This window comes from Brevibacterium oceani (assembly GCF_017948325.1).
Taxonomy (GTDB): Bacteria; Actinomycetota; Actinomycetes; order Actinomycetales; family Brevibacteriaceae; genus Brevibacterium; species Brevibacterium oceani.
Genome location: NZ_CP072846.1, coordinates 2,072,181 through 2,090,535 on the forward strand (window position 1 = coordinate 2,072,181; position 18,355 = coordinate 2,090,535).

Here is an 18,355-nt window from a genome sequence, read left to right on the forward strand (position 1 = left end):
ATCGTAAGCAACTGCGTCGACGATCGACGGTCGGCGGGAGCGCATGAACGCATCCGTCATGCGGCACACGAGGAGACCGGGAGGCATGTTGAGCGACGACACGACGGCAGCAGGTCATGAGTTCTCCGGCCTCGGGGACGTCGTGAGCCTGACGAGCGCGCCGCAGCAGATCGCCGATCACATCCTCTCCGGCATCGCCGTCGGTGCTCTTCCGGAAGGCACGCTGCTGCCGGGGGAGCGCACCCTGGCCGCCGATCTGCAGGTGTCGCGCTCGAGTGTGCGCGCCGCCCTGCTGCGACTCGAACGGCTCGGCGTCGTCGAACGCCGACGCGGACGCGGCGGAGGCACCTTCGTCAAGAACGCCCGTCCGGAGGCTCTGGCCCCGATGGCCGGCCGGATCGACGAATTCCATGCCGAGCGCCGCAACCTCCTCGACGCCCGCGCGGTGTTCCAGAACTCGCTGGCCGCGACCGCGGCGCGTCGGCGCACCGACGAGGAGCTCACGGAGCTGCGAGAGCTGGCCGAGACCTATTCCCGACTCGCCGAGGCGGCCGCCGCCCGCACCGCGGACGCGCAGTTCCATTTCGCCATCGCTCGCGCCGGGCACAATCCCGAGCTGGTGAGGATGGCGATCGACATCGATACGAAGATCAATGCCGGCTTCCGTCATGATCCGTTCTCCGCCGAGCTCTTCGACCACGCAGTGGCCGACCACGCGGCGATCGTCGACGCGATCGCCGAAGGCGATGCGGACAAGGCCGGGCGGCTGTGCGAGGAGCATTTCCGCTACACCACGATCGTCTCCAGAACTACCTGACGGCGGCCCAGCAACCTCGCGCAAGGTTGCTGGGCCGCCGTCAGGTAGTAATTGTGGGGTCAGTTTGCGAGGGCGTGGGCCACGGACACGGCCTCGAGGCCGAATGCCTCGGCGACGTTGTCGTTCGTGACGTGCCCGTTGTGGACATTGAGTCCGCGCGCCAGCCCCGAATCGCTTGACAGTGCCTGATGCCAGCCGCGGTCGGCCAGCTTCACCGCATAGGGCAGGGTCGCATTCGTCAGCGCCGCGGTCGCGGTGTTCGGCACGGCTCCGGGCATGTTCGCCACGCAGTAGTACACCGAGTTGTGCACCGTGAAGGTCGGGTCGTCATGGGTCGTGGGTCGGGAGTGCTCGAAGCAGCCGCCCTGGTCGATGGCGATGTCGACGAGAACCGATCCCGGCTTCATCCCGGCAACCATCTCGTCGGTGACGAGCTTGGGGGCCTTCTTGCCGGGGATGAGCACGGATCCGATGACGAGGTCGGCCGAGGCCAGGGACTTCGTGATCTCATACTTGTTCGACACCTTCGTGGCGATCGCACCGTTGAAGGTCTCGTCGATCTGGCGCAGGCGGGGGATGTTGATGTCGATGACCTCGACGTTCGCCCCGAGGCCCAGAGCCATGCGTGCCGCGTTCGTGCCGGCAACACCGGCGCCGATGACGACGACATTGGCGCGTTCGACTCCCGGCACGCCCGAGAGCAGAATGCCGCGTCCGCCCTCGGCCTTGAGCAGGCTGTGCGCGCCGACCTGGGTCGACAGTCGCCCGGCGATCTCGGACATCGGGGCCAGCAGAGGCAGGCCGCCGCCGTCAGGGGCGACGGTCTCGTAGGCGATCGCGGTGGTGCCGGCGTTCATCAGCGCCTGGGTCAGCGCCTCATCGGCGGCGAGGTGGAGGTAGGTGAAGAGGACGAGGTCCTTGCGGAGGAATCCGTATTCCGACGCGATGGGTTCCTTGACCTTGAGCACCATGTCTCCGGCGGCCCAGGTGGCGGCGGCGTCCGGGGCGATGACGGCGCCGGCGGCGACGTATTCGTCGTTGCTGATGAAGGAGCCCTCGCCGGCTCCCGACTGCACGGTGACCTCATGGCCGTGGGCGACGAGTTCGTGGACGCCGGCGGCGGTGATGGCGACTCGGAACTCGTTGTTCTTGACCTCGGTGGGCACTGAAATGCGCATTGTCTTCCTTCTCTCATGATCGTGCGCCGCTGGGGCGGGAACGGCCGACCTCGCCGTCGTCCGTCGATGGCTCCCACTGTATTCCTTAGAAGGTTTGCAGAGCAAACCTTTATGCCTGTTTCCGTTATCAATGTTGCGAAATCAGTGTTCTGTGGTGCCAGATGGTGCGGAAAACATGGATCCAGCCAGCGCAGAGACCGAGCCGGACGATATGGACGGGGTGCACTGCGAACTCGGTGCGAAACGGTAAGCTGAAGACGTCAGTGCAGAACCCCACCAAGGAGAGAAGGCTCGCCATGGGACTCTACGAAGATATCGACGACCCCGACTCGAAGTACTACTTCAATCTCGAGACGAACACCGTCGAAAAGGGCCTGGTCAGCGATTGGACGCACCGCATGGGCCCGTACGAGAGCGAAGAGGTCGCACGGGCGGCACTTGAGAAGGCCCGCGAGCGCAACGAGAAGTGGGATGACGACGACGAGAAGTGGAACGGCTGAACCGATGTCGCGTCAGGAGGAATTCGTTCTCAGGACCGTCGAGGATCGTGAGGTGCGTTTCATCCGGCTGTGGTTCACCGATGTCCTCGGACAGCTGAAGTCCGTGGCCATCGTCCCGGCCGAACTCGAAGGAGCCTTCTCCGAAGGCATCGGGTTCGACGGTTCCGCGGTCGAAGGGCTCTCCCGGGTCTACGAGGCTGACATGGTCCTCAAGCCCGATCCGTCGACGTTCTCTCTGTTGCCGTGGCGCGGAGAGGTCGAACCGACCGGTCGGATGTTCTGCGATGTCCACGTTCCCGGAGGCGAACCTGCCCCGGCCGATCCGCGCAACGTCCTCAAACGCACGCTGGCGAAGGCCGCCGAACGCGGCTTCACCTTCTATGTGCACCCGGAGATCGAGTTCTATCTGTTCAAGACCGACAACCTCGACCCGGTCACAGGCATCAGCGACGGCACCGCACCGATGCCGGTGGACACAGCTGGATACTTCGACCATGTCAACGGCGGCACCGCCAACGACTTCCGTCGCGAGGCCGTGACGATGCTTGAGGCGATGGGACTCTCGGTCGAGTTCTCCCACCACGAGGCGGGACCCGGCCAGAACGAGATCGACCTGCGCTATGCCGATGCCCTGACGATGGCCGACAACGTCATGACGTTCCGCTCGGTGATCAAGGAGGTCGCGATCTCACAGGGGGTCTACGCCTCGTTCATGCCCAAGCCGCTGTCTGCGCAGCCGGGCAATGGCATGCACACGCATGTGTCCCTGTTCGAGGGCGAGAACAACGCGTTCTTCGAACCCGGTGCCGAATATCAGCTCTCGCGGACAGGGCGTCAGTTCATCGCGGGTCTGCTCACTCACGCCGGCGAGATCTCGGCCGTGACCAATCAGCACGTGAACTCCTACAAGCGACTGTGGACCGGCCACGAAGCTCCGTCCTACATCTCGTGGGGCCACCGGAACAGATCGGCGCTGGTGCGGGTTCCCCAGTACAACTCGGGCAAGTCCTCGTCCGCGCGCATCGAATACCGGGCGCTGGATTCCGCAGCCAATCCCTATCTGTCCTACGCGCTCATGCTCGCCGCCGGACTCAAGGGCATCGAGGAAGGGTATGAGCTGCCGGAGGAGGCCGAGGACAACGTGTGGCTGCTCTCGGACACCGAACGCCGCGCCATGGGCATCGAAGCGCTGCCGGCCAGCCTCTCGCATGCGGTGACCCTGATGGAGAGCTCCGACCTCGTGGCCGAAACGCTCGGCGAGGAGGTCTTCGACTTCTTCCTGCGCAACAAGAAGCAGGAGTGGAGCGACTACCGGGCTCAGGTGACGCCCTACGAGCTCGCCAAGCACTTCACGTCGATGTAGTCGCAATGGCAGGAATCACTTCACGCACGACGACCGTCCCGGACGCAACGTCACGCTTCCTCTACGAGCTCGACGAACTCCTGGGGGAGCCTCTGGCCACGGACTCCCGCTTCGTCGACCTGCTCATGGCCACCCCCGACCCGCACGGCGCCGCGCTCGGACTGCTGCGGGTGGTCGAGGCGGCCGGAGACGGGTCGGCCCAGCTGCTGAGCGCGGTGCGTTCGGGGACCGCGAAGGATCTCGCCGAGGACGAGCTCAACCGTCCGCTGCTGGCCCGGCTGCTCGCCGTCATGGGCACCTCGGAGGCGATGGTCGACCACCTCGTACGGCATCCTGACTCCCTCCCGCTGCTGCTGGCACCGGATCCCTTCCTCCTCATCGAGACCCCCGATGCCTCGGCTGTGTCGCTGCGCGCGAGCCTGCTCGGGGCCCTCGGCGCGGACCCGGATGATCCGGCTCCCCGCGCCGGGGTCGCCGGCGACGACGGCATCCGGGTGCTGCGCCGGACCTATCGGGACGCAGTGCTGCGACTGGTCGCCGACGATCTCTCGGCGGAGTCTCCGGAGGACATCGTCGAGCACGTCATGGCCGCCCTGTCGGATCTCGCGGCGGCCGCTCTCGATGCCGCACTGGCGATCGCGCGTGCCGAGCTCGACGAGGCGGGTTCCGTGCGCCTCGCGGTGATCGCCCTCGGAAAGACCGGGGCCAGGGAGCTCAACTACGTCTCCGACGTCGACGTCGTCTTCGTCCTCGATTCCCGCACCGATGAAGAGGGGCGACGTTTGGCCACCGAACTCGCCCAGCGCGTGCGCGGCATCCTCTCCGACGCCGGCGGCGAGCCGGCTCTGTGGGAGGTCGACACCGCGCTGCGCCCGGAGGGCAAGGCCGGCGCACTCGTGCGCACGCTCTCTGAATTCGAGCACTACTATGACGAGATCGCTCACAACTGGGAGTTCCAGGCCCTTCTCAAGGCTCGGCCCGTGGCCGGTGACGCCGAGGTGGGGGAGTGGTTCTCGCAGTCGCTGCTGCCCTTGGTCTGGAAAGCTGCCACCCGCACCGGCTTCATCGACGGAATCAGGGCGATGCGTCGCCGCGTCGTCGATCTCATCCCCGCCGCCGAAGCACCCAGGCAGATCAAGCTCGGTCGAGGCGGTCTCCGCGACGTCGAGTTCTCCGCACAGCTGCTCCAGCTTGTCCACGGCCGCACCGATGAGGAGATCCGCACGCCGAACACACTCGTCGCGCTCGGCGAACTCGGCGAACACGGCTATATCGGTCAGCAGGACGCCTCGGTCTTCTCGACCGCCTACCGGTTTATGCGGGTCGTCGAACACCGGGTGCAGATCCCGCGGATGATGCGCAATGCACTCATCCCCGATGACGATGCGAAGCTGCGGATCCTCGCGCGGTCAGTGTTCCGCTCCGGCTCCCGCACCGGTGCTCGACTCGAAGAGGCCCGGCGGGACTACGCCCGGCAGGTCACCCGACTGCATGAGCAGATCTTCTACCGGCCGATCCTCGATGCCGCGGTCGGTGTCCATGGAGCCGTCGTCGATGCCCACAAGCGGGGAACGAGCCTGCAGGCGGCAGCGGACCGACTCCAGGCGTTCGGCTACCGGGATCCGCAGGGCGCACTGGGCCATATCAAGGCCCTGACCACCGGTGTGTCACGGACCGCGATGGTGATCAAACAGGTGCTGCCGGCACTGTTGGACTGGTTCTCCGACGGCGTCGAACCGGACCGCGCCCTCTTGGCCTTCCGGCGCCTCAGCGAATCCCTGTCGAGCTCGGGATGGTTCCTCAAGATGCTCCGTGACTCCGGCCTGGCCGCGAAGTCCGTCGCCGAGGTATTGTCCCTGTCCGGCTATGCGACCGAGCTGCTGCTGCGACAGCCGGCAGCGGTGGCCTGGCTCGATCGCCTGGACAATCTCGAGGCCCGAGATCAGCAGGTGCTCGGCGCCGAGGTCGACGGGCTGCTCAAACGACATGGCAAGGCCGCGGTGACGCCGATTCGGGAGACCTACAGCCGCGAGCTCCTGCGCATCGCCTTACGCGACGTCCTCGGCGTCGGCGATCGCACCGAGATCCCCGGCGACCTCTCCGATCTCATGGACCTCGCCGTCCGCGGTGCGCTGCAGGCGGTGCGGGCCGATCTCGACAGCGAGGAGATCCCAGGATACGACTTCGCCGTAATCGCCATGGGCCGCTGGGGAGGACGGGAGATCGGCTACTTCTCCGATGCGGACGTCATGTACGTCTACCGGGCGAAAGACACCGACCTCGACGCGGACGCGAAGGGCATGCTGAGCAAGCATGTCACGAAGGTCGCCCTCCGATTGGCCTCGCGGCTCAAAGCCAGCGAGGGAGCACAGGGAGTCGACCTCGACGCGGATCTCCGTCCCGAGGGAAAGAACGGGCCCCTCGTGCGCACCTTCGCCTCCTATCAGGCCTACTACGCGAAATGGTCGCAGCCATGGGAGGCTCAAGCCCTGCTTCGGGCGCGACCCGTCGCCGGCAGTGATGAACTCATCACCGACTTCCTCGACCTCATCGACCCGCTGCGGTATCCGACCGAGATGCCGCAGAAGGCGCTCACCCAGGTCCGCACCCTCAAAGCGCGGATGGAGGACGAGCGTCTGCCGCGCAGCGCCGACAAACGTCGGCACCTCAAACTCGGCCGCGGCAGCCTCTCCGACGTCGAGTGGACCGTCCAGCTCCTCCAGCTCGAGCACGCCCATGACACAGCCGGACTGCGCACGACATCGACGCTCGTCGCCCTCGACGCAGCCTGCGAGACGGGGCTGGTTCCCGACGAGGACGCCGCCGAGCTCAAGGCCGCATGGCAGATCGCCACGGATGTGCGCTCCGCCGTCATGCTCTTCCGCGGTCGCACCGCCGAATCGCTGCCTGCCGATCACACCGAACTCGAGGCGACCGCCCGACTGCTCGGCTATGCGGCGGGAACGGGCCACGACCTCGAGGACGACTACCTGCGCACCACCCGCCATGCCCGCGCCGTGATGGAGCAGCGCTTCTACGGCTTCTGAACGGCCGCCTCGGCGCGGGTCTGCGGGTTCGGGCGCAACCGGGCCCGGTCAGGCGCTGGTGGGAGTGCTCAGTCCGAGAATTCCAGGCCCAGCAGAGCGTTCTCGATGACTTCGGGCAGGGCCGGGTGGATCCAGTACTGGCCGGTGGCGACCTCGTCGGCCCGCTGTCCGAAGGCCATGGCCTGGATGAGCGGCTGGATGATCATCGAGGCCTCGTGCCCGACGATCTGCGCGCCGAGGATGAGCCTGCTGTCGCGGTCGGCGATGATCTTGACGATTCCGGGGTCATCGGCCATCGCCCAGCCGTACGCGACATCCGAGTACTGCTGCACCTTGACGGTGACATCGTGTCCGGCGTTCCTGGCATCCTGTTCGCTCATACCGACATAGGCGACTTGCGGGGAGGAGAACACCGCACCGGGCACCGCATGGTGGTTGACGGCGGCGAGTTCATCGTCGGGTGCCGATCCAGGGGAACCGGCGGCCACGTCGGCGGCGAGGTTGCGTCCGACGATCTTCGCTTCATGGTTGGCCACATGTTTGAGCTGGTGCGGTGACGAGATGTCGCCGAGGGCGAAGACGCCGGGTACCGGGGCCCCGCCGGAGAGCACCCGCTGGTACTCGTCGACGGCCAGCCGCTCATCGGTCATGACATCGTGATCGGCGGCGGAGACGGCGAGCTCGGCGGTGTTGGGCACGCGTCCGGTGGCCACGAGCACAACGTCCGCGGTGAGCGTATCGGGCAGGTCCGCCTCGGCGACGCGCCCGCTGGGTTCGATGGTGAGAGTGACCTCGCCGTCGGCGAGGTCGAACCGCTTCGCCTGCGCCCCGGTGAGGACGGTGTGCGATTCGGTGAAGATACGGGTGAACTCGTCAGCGGCCTCCTCGTCGAGGTTGCCGAGCAGTCGGGGACCGCGTGCAAGGACGGTCACCTCGGTGCCGAACGAGGCGAACACGTGGGCGAACTCCATCGCGATGATTCCCGAGCCGATGATGATCAGCCGGCGCGGAGGGGAGGGGCGGCGCATGACGGTGTTCGAGGTGACGACAGGGAAGTCTTCGGTGTCGACCAAGGAGGGGTCGAGGCCGTCGATCGGTGGGATGAACGGATGGGCACCTGCGGCGATGACGATGCGATCGGCGGTGATCTGCTCACCGGAGGCTGTGACGACGGTCTTCTCGCCGGTGAAGTGAACGTGTTCGGGCACGACGGTGATGTTCGGCTGTCGGTCACTGCTGCGGTACTCGCGCCCTCCTTCTTCGATGGCGTCGACGCGGGAGAAGATGCGTTCCTGCAGAGCCGACCAGTCGACCTGCGGGTGCGTGGCCGAAAGGTTGTAGCGTTCGGCCTGTGCGGCCTGCTCGGCCACGGTCGCGGGGTAGACGAACATCTTCGTCGGGATGCAGCCGACGTTGAGGCAGGTGCCGCCGAAATGCCATTCCTCTGCGACGGCCGTCTTCAGGCCCGCGAATCGCTCGTCGAGGAACATGTTTCCCGATCCGGTGCCGATGAGAAGCAGATCATAATGCGTCAAAGTCGTTCCCTCCAGGGGTCTGTACGTCCGGCCCGGTATCGGCCCGAAACGGCGAAAGGGCGCCACGGGTGCAAACCCGTGACGCCCTCACTCTATTCCACGCGCGGTGAAGCCTCCGTGCGCCGGAGCGGCTCAGAGTGCGTAGTAGAGCTCGAACTCCGTCGGTGTCGGACGCAGACGTGCAACGTCGATCTCGTTCTCACGCTTGATCCGGATCCAGGTCTCAATGAGGTCCGGGGTGAAGACGTCACCGGCGGTGAGGAAGTCGTGGTCCTTCTCGAGCTCGTTGAGCGCCTCGTCGAGGCTGCCGGGGACGAGTTTGATGTCCTTGGCCTCCTCGGGCGGGAGCTCGTAGAGGTCCTTGTCGATCGGCTCCGGCGGTTCGATCCGGTTGCGGATGCCGTCAAGACCGGCCATCAGCTGTGCGGAGAACGCGAGGTACGGGTTCGACGACGGATCGGGCACGCGGAACTCGAGGCGCTTGGCCTTGGGCGACGACCCGGTCACCGGGATGCGGATCGCTGCCGAACGGTTGCGGGCCGAGTAGACGAGGTTGACGGGTGCCTCGTAGCCGGGGACCAGACGGCGGTAGGAGTTGATCGTCGGGTTCGTGAACGCCAGCACGGCACCGGCGTGTTCGATGAGTCCGCCGATGTACCAGCGGGCGAGGTCGGAGAGGCCGCCGTAGCCGTTCTCGTCATAGAACAGCGGCTCGCCGTTCTTCCACAGCGACTGGTGGCAGTGCATACCCGAGCCGTTGTCGTTGAACAGCGGTTTCGGCATGAACGTCGCGGACTTGCCGGCTTCGAAAGCGGTGTTCTTGATGACGTATTTGAAGTCGAGCAGCTGATCGCCAGCGTGCTGGAGAGTCTTGAACTTGTAGTTGATCTCCTGCTGCCCTGCGGTACCGACCTCATGGTGGGCGCGTTCCATCTCGAAGCCGATCTGCTCCAGCGTCAGCGACATCTTGTCGCGGATGTCAGCGAAGTGATCCTGCGGGGAGACAGGGAAGTATCCGCCCTTGAAAGGAGTCTTGTAGCCCTGGTTGCCGCCGGGCTCGTCCTCACCGGTGTTCCATGCCGCTTCTTCGGATTCGACCGCGTAGTAGCTGCTGCCGGGAGTGTTGTCGTAGCGAACGGAATCGAAGAGGTAGAACTCGGCTTCCGCGCCGAAGAACACGGTGTCGGCGATGCCGGTGGACTCGAGGTAGGCCTCGGCCTTTGCGGCGACCTGGCGGGGGTCGCGGGAGTACGGTTCGTCGGTGAACGGGTCGACGATCGAGTGCGAGACGACGAGGGTCTTCGCCTCGCGGAAGGGATCGATGTAGGCGGAGGTGACATCGGCCAGCAGCTTCATGTCGGATTCGTGGATGCCCTGGAAACCTGTGATCGAGGACCCGTCGAAGAGCAGACCTTCGGTGATCTCCTCTTCGCCGTACGAGGCGGCGGGGAGGTTGAAGTGCTGGACCACACCGGGCAGATCGCAGAAACGGACATCGACGAATTTCACGTCGTTGTCCGAGATGTACTTGACGAGTTCTTCAGCAGACGAGAACACTTAGGTCTCCTAGTTAGGGTACGTTGGCCGTTTGGCTGACCACGGTCAATCCTAGTCGGGTCTGCATGAAGTCGTGATGACGCTCATGTTTCGGGCATGTTTCCTGAGGATTCACTCAGGGCCGATTCCGTAGGCTGGGGGAGTGATCAATCGAGATGATTTGGGTTCGTGGCTCGACGGGCCCCGCTTCGAAAGAGAGGCCGACGACTGGCCGGGCAAGAGGCTCGGCCTGCCGTTCTCCGGTTCCCATTCCCTGGCCCCGGCGTGGAAGCGCCTCCTCGCGCTCCTCGTCGATTGGCTGATGTGCCTGGGCATCGCGAATCTCATCGACGGCTCGAATCCGTTCCTGGCACCGGGGATCTTCGCCCTCGAGAATTTCCTGCTCGTGGGCACCTTGGGCTATTCGGTGGGTCATCGCCTCTTCGGCATCGAGGTCCGCCGTCTCGACGGACACGTCCCGGGAATGCTCAAATCGCTCATCCGCGCTCTGCTCGTGGTACTCGTCGTTCCCGCGCTCATCTTCAACAGAGACAACCGCGGCGTCCATGATCTGGCGGCGGTCACCGTCATCCTCCGTCGCTGAAATCCCTTACTATTGCTACCTGACGGCGGCCCAGCAACCTCGCGCGAGGGTGCTGGGCCGCCGTCAGGTAGCAATAGGAGGTGTGGGGCGGTCAGCGGCCGCGCATCGCTTTGTGGTTCGGACGGGCCTTGTTCGGGTCGATGCCCTTCGGAATCGGCGGGCGAGTGCCCTGAGTTCCCAGCGCCGCCAGACGGTTGCGGACGGCGAGGACCTCGGCGCGGTTGAGCTTGCGCGGCAGCTTCTGCACGGTCGGAACGACCTGCTTCATCGACAGCTGGCCCTCTTCCTTCCCGCCCTGGAAGGTGTGGATCGGCACATTGGGGAGGATGCGCTCGTGACGCTTCTTCTCCTTGGACAGCAGTTTCGCGCTGCGTCCCTTCGGACCTTCGCTGAGCAGGACGACGCCGGCGCGTCCGGTCGAGCGGAACACGAGGTCCCGGCTCTTCGGATCGATGGCGATCGGCTTGTCATCCATGAGGTAGCCGCGGCGAGCCGTGTTGAGAACGGCACCGAAGGCACCGGGCTGACCATCCATCTGCGCAAAGGCCGCGGTTTCAGCGAACCGGCCGAGCATGAACATACCCAGCAGGAGTCCGAGCATGAAACCGAGGATCGTGGTGAAGATCGCGGTGGTGCCGCCGATGAGCAGGCCGACCATGAGGCCGATGAGCGTGAGTCCGAGCACGGCGGCAGCCAGCAGCCACGGAGTCGCCTTGTTGTGTTTGGCGGACAGCTCGTAGACCTGTCGCATCTGCGCCAGTCGGCCGGGCTTCTTGTTCGGATCCTTGGGCTTGCGCCGGAAAAGTCCCTTACGCGGTTCTTCGCTCATTCTCTCACTTGCTCTAGAAGGGCGTTGCGGCCCCGTCCTGCGGTGACGGGCGCCTTCATTGCTCAGCAGACAAGTCTACCTCTTCGCCGGGGCCGAAGGTATCCACAACGGCCTGGGCCTCCTGCTTGGCAGGCGTGTGCTTGTCGAGATGAGCCAGATGCGAAGGGATCGCCTCTCCACGTTGGCGCATCGCGGTCGCCCACAGGCGTCCTGCGCGGTAGGACGAACGCACCAGCGGCCCGGACATGACGCCGAGGAATCCGATCTCCTCCGCGGCATCGCGGAGCATGACGAAGTCCGCCGGTTTGACCCACCGGGTCACCGGATGATGACGGGGCGAGGGACGCAGATACTGAGTGATCGTGATGAGATCGCAGCCGGCGTCGTGCAGATCCTGCAGGGCCGAGATGATCTCATCGTTCGTCTCGCCCATGCCGAGGATGAGGTTCGACTTCGTCACCAGCCCGGCCTCGCGGGCCTGCGTGATCACCGACAGCGAACGCTCGTAGCGGAAGGCCGGGCGGATGCGTTTGAAGATCCGCGGCACGGTCTCGACATTGTGCGCGAGCACTTCGGGACGAGAGGAGAAGACCTCAGCGAGCTGGTCCGGCTTCGCGTTGAAGTCGGGGATGAGCAGCTCGACGCCGGTCCCGCGTCCGTCGACGTAGGAGAGTTCGTGGATCTTGCGCACGGTCTCCGCGTAGAGCCAGGCGCCGCCGTCCTCGAGATCGTCGCGGGCGACACCGGTGATCGTCGAGTAGCGCAGACCCATCTCCGCCACCGAGGCGGCCACGCGCCGAGGCTCGTCAGCGTCGAAATCCGCGGGCTTGCCGGTGTCGATCTGGCAGAAGTCACAGCGACGAGTGCACTGCTCACCGCCGATGAGGAACGTCGCTTCGCGGTCCTCCCAGCATTCGAAGATGTTCGGGCAGCCGGCCTCTTCACACACTGTGTGCAGTTCCTGCTTGCGGACGAGTGATTTGAGAGCAGAGTATTCGGGGCCGATATGCGCCTTCGCCTTGATCCAGGCGGGCTTGTCTTCGATCGGAGTCTCGGAATTGCGGGCCTCGACCCGCAGCATCCGGCGTCCTTCTGGGGCAATCGTCATCTGCGTCCTCCTAGGCGGTGATGGTCTCGTGCAGGATCTCGTTGAGACGAGCGGCCGTGTCCTCCGGCGTCACCGTCTTACCGAGTTCGGCACTGATCGTTGTGGTGTCGGCGTCGGCGATGCCGCAGGGGATGATGTTCTCGTACGCTCCGAGCTCATTGCTGCAGTTGAGTGCCAATCCGTGCATCGTGACCCCCTCGTGGATGCGGATGCCGATCGCGCCGATCTTGCGGTCGCGGCGGAGGCCGTCCCCGAGCAGCCAGACTCCGGCGCGGCCGCCGACCGTCGTGGCATCGATGCCGTATTCCGCGAGCAGGGTGATCATCGCATCCTCGAGCTGGGACACGAAGAGCCGGACCTCTTTGGGATCGTTGAGGCGGTAGATGAAGTAGGCGACGAGCTGGCCGGGACCGTGCCAGGTGATCTTGCCACCGCGGTCGACGTCGATGACCTCGGTGCCGTCGTCGGGACGCTCGTGATCCTCGGTGCGCTTCCCGGCGGTGTAGACCGGGGAATGCTCAAGCAGCAGGATCGTCGATTCCCGTTCACCTGCGAGCACTTCGTTGTGATATCTCTTCTGCATCTCCCAGGTCTGCCGATAGTCCGCGAGGACCGGAGCGAACCCGAGCGTTTCTGTGGCCAGGGGCATGACTCCACACTATGACTCTTCTGTCGAGGGTTCAATCTGCCGAATGATGACCCTCGACACCTTCCCGTGGGACACGGATCTTGACACGGAAGCATTGGGCAAGCACTATTAAAGCACATCAAACAGCAGCGAACATCATCAATGGAGATGACGAACAATGACGTGGGATTTCCAGGTGACGATCGCGGACGTCGTCCATCGTGTGATCGGGCCGAGCGGCGAACATGCATGGGGAGTCGATCATCGCGGATTCGATGAAGCGCGGTGCCCGTCGCTGCCCATCGCCGAGGTGGAGCTGCCGACCGGGTCGCGTTCCCTGCTCATCGTGCCCTCGTTCCCGGGAGGGTTGGTCCTGGACGCGGTGCGGACCTATCAGGGGCTGACGGATGCGGAGCTGTGCACGCTCTTCCTCGGCATCGTCTCCGCGCTCCGGGATGTCGAATCGGCCGCGGACCGGCTCACTCTTTCCGCATTCGCCCTCGACGCCGAGGGCCGACCCGTCCTGATTCCGGGTGTCTCGGCACCATTGCCGACCTCGCCGAGGCGGGCGCTGGGAGAGATGCTCTATCACGCAGGATGCGGTCGAGCGTGGGCGGAGTGCCTGATGCCGGTGAATCTCGCGCTGGCTGAGTCGTCACCGGGCCTGCGCTCGGTGGTCGGGGAACTCCTCGCCGACATGTCGCCGGAGGCGACGCCGACCTCGGGAGCCGGGCTGGCAGCAGCGCTCGACGAGGTGGCCGAGGCGATGCGGATGCTGGCCCGGCCCGCGGCGCTTCCGCTCGTGCCGGCAGACCGATCCTCGGACCCGGAAGCGGCGCTGACGGCCCGCCTGCGCGTCGCGGCGGGTCACCCGCCTACTCGACGTACGCACGAGCGGCACACACATGAGGGGCCCTTTCACGAGGCGCCCGCGCACGAGGCAGACACGGCCGCCGCCTCGGCACCCTCTGGGCCGACTGATGGAACCGCGACTCCGGGCGGCAGCGATCCCGCGGTGACCCTGCGGGCTGCCAGCCGTGGGGAGCGAAGACGCGAGTCCAGCCGTCGGCAGCATCGACGAGAAGGCGGCGGCAGAAATGCCCGAACGCGCTTCGGTCGAAAGCGTCGCGGACGACGAGCCGGAGGGGGAGGGGCACCGCGGAGCAGAGGAGGAAAGAGTCCACGCACCGCCGACGGAATGAGTGGTCGCCTCGTTCGACTGAGTCGTCAGCTAGCCGAAGTGCGCGAGCGTATCGGCAGTCTGCGCGGCGCGCTGACGGGCAGGTGGCTGATCGCCGGGGCGGTGTGCCTGACGGTGTTCGGCGGCCTCATCGTCTGGGGATCGCGACCCGGTGCGGAAGCGATGAATGATGTGCCGAACGCTGTGCAGGGGAGCGAGGGCCCGAACGGCGGCCGGGCCTCGACCGGTGCCGTTGCGCCTGAGAACACCGCCGCGGAGGAGACCGAAGAGTCCGCTGATGATTCGACCCCGAGCGACCCCGAGGCGATCCGGACGCTCAAAGAGCTCTGTTCGGCTCGCGCGGAAGCCCTGAGCGACGGCGACGTCGAAGCACTGCGGCTGCTGACTGTGCCGGGCTCGGCCGCCGCAGCCGCCGATGAACTCATCGACGAAGCAGCCTTCGCAGGGCAGGACTACACCATCGAGGTCGAGGACATCACCGTCGAGGCTTCCGCGGCCGAGAAGATCGTCGCTCGCGCGCAGATGCGCTCGAGTGCCGGAACCGGCGAGGATGCGCAGCGGTTCGACGCCCGGTCCGTCGAGTTCGAACTTCGGCTCGTAGACGGACACTGGCGCGTCGCGGAGGTCACCGAGACCTAGAGTGATCGAGAGGATGAATGGGCCGAGGGGCCGATCACGGATGATCGGCCCCTCGGTCGTGTGCGGAAGAGATGTGACTCAGAGGTCGAGATCGGCCTCGAAGTTGCCCTCTTCCAGACGTGCCTTGATCGTCTGCAGGAAGCGTCCCGCATCGGCGCCGTCGACCAGCTGGTGGTTGTAGGTCAACGGCAGGTAGACCATGTCGCGGATGGCGATCGACTCATCTCCGTCGGCCGTCTTCACGGCGATCGGGCGACGGACGATGGCACCCGTGCCGAGGATGCCCATCTGCGGCTGGTTGATGATCGGCGTGTCGAACAGCGCACCCACGGAACCGATGTTGGTCACCGTGAATGTGCCGCCCGAGAGCTCGTCCGGCATGATCTTGTTGTTGCGGGTGCGGTCGGCGACATCGTCGATGGCCTTGGACAGGCCGGCGACGCTGAGGTCACCTGCATCCTTGATCACCGGCACCAGCAGACCGCGGGGAGTGTCCACCGCGACGGCCAGGTGCTCGTGATCGAAGTAGGTGATCTGCTGCGACTCGAGGTCATACTGAGCGTTGACCTTCGGGTGCACCTGCAGGGCCTCGACGATCGCCTTGGCGAAGAAGGGCAGATAGGTCAGCTTCGAACCGTGCTTGGCCGCGAACGCATCCTTGTTGGCCTTGCGCAGCTTGACGACACGGGACATGTCGACCTCGATGACCTGCGTCAGCTGAGCCGAGACGTCGAGGGATTCGCTCATGCGCTTGGCGATGGTCTGACGGATCCGCGAGGCCTTCTCCGTGGTGCCGCGCAGCTTCGCAGCCTCCTCGGGGATCTCGACCTTGAACGGCTCCTTCGGAGCTCCGGCGGGAGCTCCGGCGGCAGCGGGAGCAGCGGCCGGGGCGTTCTTCGCAGCCGATTCGACGTCCTGCTTGCGGATGCGCCCGCCGACACCGGTGCCGGAGACCCGCGACAGGTCCACACCCTTCTCGCGTGCCAGACGGCGCACGAGCGGGGTGACATAGGCGGCGTTCTCACCGACCGTATCCGCAGCGGACTGTGCCGATCCGGACTGCTCCGACGCGGCAGCCGTTTCAACGGGTTCCTCGGCCTGAGCGGCGGATGCCGACTGTGCGGACTCGGTCTGAGCAGGCTGAGGAGCCGACTCCTGTTTCGGAGTCTCCTGTTTCGGTTCCTCCTGCTTAGGAGCCTCCTGGGCAGGTGCCTCCTGCTTCGGTGCCTCGGCGGGAGCTTCTTCCTGCTTCGGTGCTTCGGCAGCCGGTGCTTCGTCCTGCGGAGCCTCGGCAGGAGCGTCCTCGGCGGGTGCCCCGGAGCCGATGCGCGCCAGAGGGGCACCGACCTCGACGGTCTCGTCCTCTTCGGCAAGGTGTGCCTGGACGGTTCCGGCGACGGGGGAGGGCACCTCGGTGTCGACCTTGTCGGTGGAGACCTCGAGCAGCGGCTCGTCGACCTCGACCTCCTCACCGACTTCCTTGAGCCAGCGGGTCACGGTGCCTTCGGTGACGGATTCGCCGAGCGCGGGCATGGTGACCTCGGTGCCTTCGCCCGATCCTTCTGAGGAGGGCGTGCCACCTGCGGGCTCGTCGGCCGACTCGGCAGCCGGTTCCTCGGCAGCCGGTTCTTCGGCGGGTGCTTCCTCGGCGGGTGCGGATTCCTCGGCCGGAGCCTCGGCGGGTTCTTCGGCAGGGGCGTCGTCGCTCGAGGACTCTCCGCTGCCGTCGCCGATGTAGGCGAGGTCGCCGCCGACCTCGACGACATCGTCTTCGTCAGCGAGGATCTTCTCCAGGGTGCCCGCGTACGGGCTGGGGATCTCGGTGTCGACCTTATCGGTCGAGACCTCGAGCAGCGGCTCGTCGACCTCGACCTCGTCGCCGACGGACTTGAGCCAGCGGGTGACTGTGCCCTCGGTGACCGACTCTCCGAGAGCCGGCATCTGAACGGAATTCGACATGAGTTTTCGTCTCCTCGGATCTTATGAGTGGAAGTGCAGGGGTTTGCCGGCCAGAGCCAGGTGGGCTTCGCCGATGGCTTCGTTCTGCGTGGGGTGCGCGTGGATGAGCTGCGCCACCTCTTCGGGGAAGGCTTCCCAGTTGACGATGAGCTGCGCCTCACCGGCCTGCTCGCTCAGTCGGGCGCCGATGCCGTGGACGCCGACGACCGGTCCGTCCTTCTCGCGGATGACCTTGATCAGTCCGGTCGTGTTGAGAATCACCGACTTGCCGTTGCCGCCGAGGTTGTACTCGAGCGATTCGACCTGGTCCTTGCCGTACCTCTCTTCGGCCTGAGCCGAGGAGAGTCCGACGGAGAAGATCTCCGGTTCGCAGTAGGTGACCCGAGGGATGCCCGTTTCGAGGACGGGCACGGGGTTGAGGCCGGCGATCTCCTCGGCGATGAAGATGCCCTGCCCGAAGGCACGGTGGGCCAGCTGGAGGCCGGGGACGATGTCGCCGCAGGCGTAGATGTTGCCGACTCCGGTGTGGAGACGTTCGTTGGCCAGGACGAATCCGCGATCCATCGGGATGCCCTGCTCTTCGAATCCGAAGCCCTCGGTGACGGGGCCGCGGCCGACTGCCACGAGGAGGTACTCGGCTTCGAGGGTCGATCCGTCTTCGAGGGTGACCTTGACTCCCTCGGCGGTCTCTTCGACGCCCTTGAACATGACACCGAGCTTGAAGCCGATCTTGCGCTTCTTGAAGGCGCGTTCGAGGTTCTTCGAGATCGTCTCGTCCTCATTGGCCACGAGGTGCTTGAGGCCTTCGACGATGGTGACGTCGGCGCCGAAGGAGTTCCAGACGCTGGCGAACTCGACGCCGATGACGCCGCCGCCGAGGACGATCGCCGACTTCGGCACTTTGTTCAGCTGGAGGGCCTCGGTGCTCGTGATCACGCGATCGGTGATCTCGAGGCCGATGGTCTTCGAGGTCGAACCGGTCGACAGCAGCACGTTGGTGCCCTTGACGGTGTGGTTGCCGTCCTCACCGGTGACCTCGACGGTGTCTTTGCCGGTCAGCTTGCCGGTGCCGAAGTAAGTGTCGATTCCGCGAGCCTTGACCAGACCCTGCAGGCCTTTGTAGTTGCGGGTGATGACTCCGTCCTTGTACTCGAGCACCTTGGCGATGTCGATGCCCTTGAACTCGGCTTCGACGCCGAAGGTCTCGGAGCTCTTGGCGGAGTCGGCAACCTCGGCGGCATGCAGAAGCGCCTTCGTGGGAACGCAGCCACGGTGCAGGCAGGTGCCGCCAACCTTGTCGCGTTCGATCAAAGCGACCTTCATGTCCAGCTCTGCGGCGCGCAGCGCAGCGGCATAGCCACCGGTTCCGCCTCCCAGAACGACAAGGTCGTAGGTCAATGAGTCACTCACG

Annotated in this window: 14 protein-coding genes; 6 read left to right on the top strand and 8 right to left on the bottom strand. The window is 65.6% G+C overall.

The annotated features are described in order from the left end of the window. The first annotated feature begins 85 nt into the window (after nt 1–85). Nucleotides 86–817 carry a FadR/GntR family transcriptional regulator gene (locus J9314_RS09200; RefSeq protein WP_210605399.1) on the top strand — a complete coding sequence of 244 codons (732 nt, stop codon included), beginning with the start codon at nt 86–88 and terminating at the stop codon, nt 815–817. 59 nt (nt 818–876) lie between these two features. On the opposite strand, the gene ald is transcribed toward J9314_RS09200, so the two are convergent. Further along, nucleotides 877–1,995: an alanine dehydrogenase gene (gene ald / locus J9314_RS09205; RefSeq protein ID WP_210605400.1), complete on the bottom strand. Its 1,119-nt coding sequence runs from the start codon at nt 1,993–1,995 to the stop codon at nt 877–879. Nucleotides 1,996–2,291: 296 nt separating this feature from the next. On the opposite strand from ald, the gene J9314_RS09210 reads away from it, so the two are divergent. Genes J9314_RS09210 through J9314_RS09220 form a run of 3 tightly spaced genes read left to right on the top strand, consistent with a single transcriptional unit; the run spans nt 2,292 to nt 6,905 of the window. Continuing rightward, the gene (locus tag J9314_RS09210; RefSeq protein ID WP_166975885.1) at nt 2,292–2,495 is read left to right on the top strand and encodes a hypothetical protein; all 204 of its coding nucleotides are present in this window, start codon (nt 2,292–2,294) and stop codon (nt 2,493–2,495) included. A gap of 4 nt (nt 2,496–2,499) precedes the next feature. After that, nucleotides 2,500–3,858 carry a type I glutamate--ammonia ligase gene (glnA, locus tag J9314_RS09215; RefSeq protein ID WP_210605401.1) on the top strand — a complete coding sequence of 453 codons (1,359 nt, stop codon included), beginning with the start codon at nt 2,500–2,502 and terminating at the stop codon, nt 3,856–3,858. Between the two features lie 5 nt (nt 3,859–3,863). After that, on the top strand, nt 3,864–6,905 hold the full coding sequence (locus J9314_RS09220) for a bifunctional [glutamine synthetase] adenylyltransferase/[glutamine synthetase]-adenylyl-L-tyrosine phosphorylase (RefSeq protein ID WP_210605402.1): 3,042 nt from the start codon (nt 3,864–3,866) through the stop codon (nt 6,903–6,905). A 68-nt stretch (nt 6,906–6,973) separates the two neighbouring features. Here the strand turns inward: J9314_RS09220 and J9314_RS09225 are convergent, their stop codons facing one another. Both J9314_RS09225 and glnA (J9314_RS09230) read right to left on the bottom strand, forming a co-directional pair. Further along, nucleotides 6,974–8,440 carry a mycothione reductase gene (locus J9314_RS09225; protein ID WP_210605403.1) on the bottom strand — a complete coding sequence of 489 codons (1,467 nt, stop codon included), beginning with the start codon at nt 8,438–8,440 and terminating at the stop codon, nt 6,974–6,976. A gap of 132 nt (nt 8,441–8,572) precedes the next feature. After that, nucleotides 8,573–9,997 carry a type I glutamate--ammonia ligase gene (gene glnA / locus J9314_RS09230; RefSeq protein ID WP_181273792.1) on the bottom strand — a complete coding sequence of 475 codons (1,425 nt, stop codon included), beginning with the start codon at nt 9,995–9,997 and terminating at the stop codon, nt 8,573–8,575. Nucleotides 9,998–10,139: 142 nt separating this feature from the next. Between glnA (J9314_RS09230) and J9314_RS09235 the strand changes: the two genes are divergently transcribed. Beyond that, nucleotides 10,140–10,580, top strand: coding sequence for an RDD family protein (locus J9314_RS09235; protein ID WP_210605404.1), 441 nt, complete (start codon nt 10,140–10,142; stop codon nt 10,578–10,580). A 91-nt stretch (nt 10,581–10,671) separates the two neighbouring features. On the opposite strand, the gene J9314_RS09240 is transcribed toward J9314_RS09235, so the two are convergent. Genes J9314_RS09240 through lipB form a run of 3 tightly spaced genes read right to left on the bottom strand, consistent with a single transcriptional unit; the run spans nt 10,672 to nt 13,166 of the window. Further along, the gene (locus J9314_RS09240) at nt 10,672–11,409 is read right to left on the bottom strand and encodes a DUF4191 domain-containing protein (protein WP_210605405.1); all 738 of its coding nucleotides are present in this window, start codon (nt 11,407–11,409) and stop codon (nt 10,672–10,674) included. Nucleotides 11,410–11,464: 55 nt separating this feature from the next. Next, nucleotides 11,465–12,517 carry a lipoyl synthase gene (gene lipA, locus J9314_RS09245; protein ID WP_210605406.1) on the bottom strand — a complete coding sequence of 351 codons (1,053 nt, stop codon included), beginning with the start codon at nt 12,515–12,517 and terminating at the stop codon, nt 11,465–11,467. A gap of 10 nt (nt 12,518–12,527) precedes the next feature. Continuing rightward, on the bottom strand, nt 12,528–13,166 hold the full coding sequence (gene lipB / locus J9314_RS09250; protein ID WP_210605407.1) for a lipoyl(octanoyl) transferase LipB: 639 nt from the start codon (nt 13,164–13,166) through the stop codon (nt 12,528–12,530). Between the two features lie 157 nt (nt 13,167–13,323). Here lipB and J9314_RS09255 point away from each other — a divergent pair, with 157 nt between their 5' ends. Beyond that, on the top strand, nt 13,324–14,985 hold the full coding sequence (locus J9314_RS09255; RefSeq protein WP_210605408.1) for a serine/threonine-protein kinase: 1,662 nt from the start codon (nt 13,324–13,326) through the stop codon (nt 14,983–14,985). A gap of 78 nt (nt 14,986–15,063) precedes the next feature. Here the strand turns inward: J9314_RS09255 and sucB are convergent, their stop codons facing one another. Together sucB and lpdA are read right to left on the bottom strand one after the other, a co-directional pair. After that, on the bottom strand, nt 15,064–16,944 hold the full coding sequence (gene sucB, locus J9314_RS09260; RefSeq protein ID WP_210605409.1) for a 2-oxoglutarate dehydrogenase, E2 component, dihydrolipoamide succinyltransferase: 1,881 nt from the start codon (nt 16,942–16,944) through the stop codon (nt 15,064–15,066). Nucleotides 16,945–16,965: 21 nt separating this feature from the next. Further along, nucleotides 16,966–18,354 carry a dihydrolipoyl dehydrogenase gene (gene lpdA / locus J9314_RS09265; protein ID WP_210605410.1) on the bottom strand — a complete coding sequence of 463 codons (1,389 nt, stop codon included), beginning with the start codon at nt 18,352–18,354 and terminating at the stop codon, nt 16,966–16,968. Nucleotide 18,355: the final 1 nt, after the last annotated feature.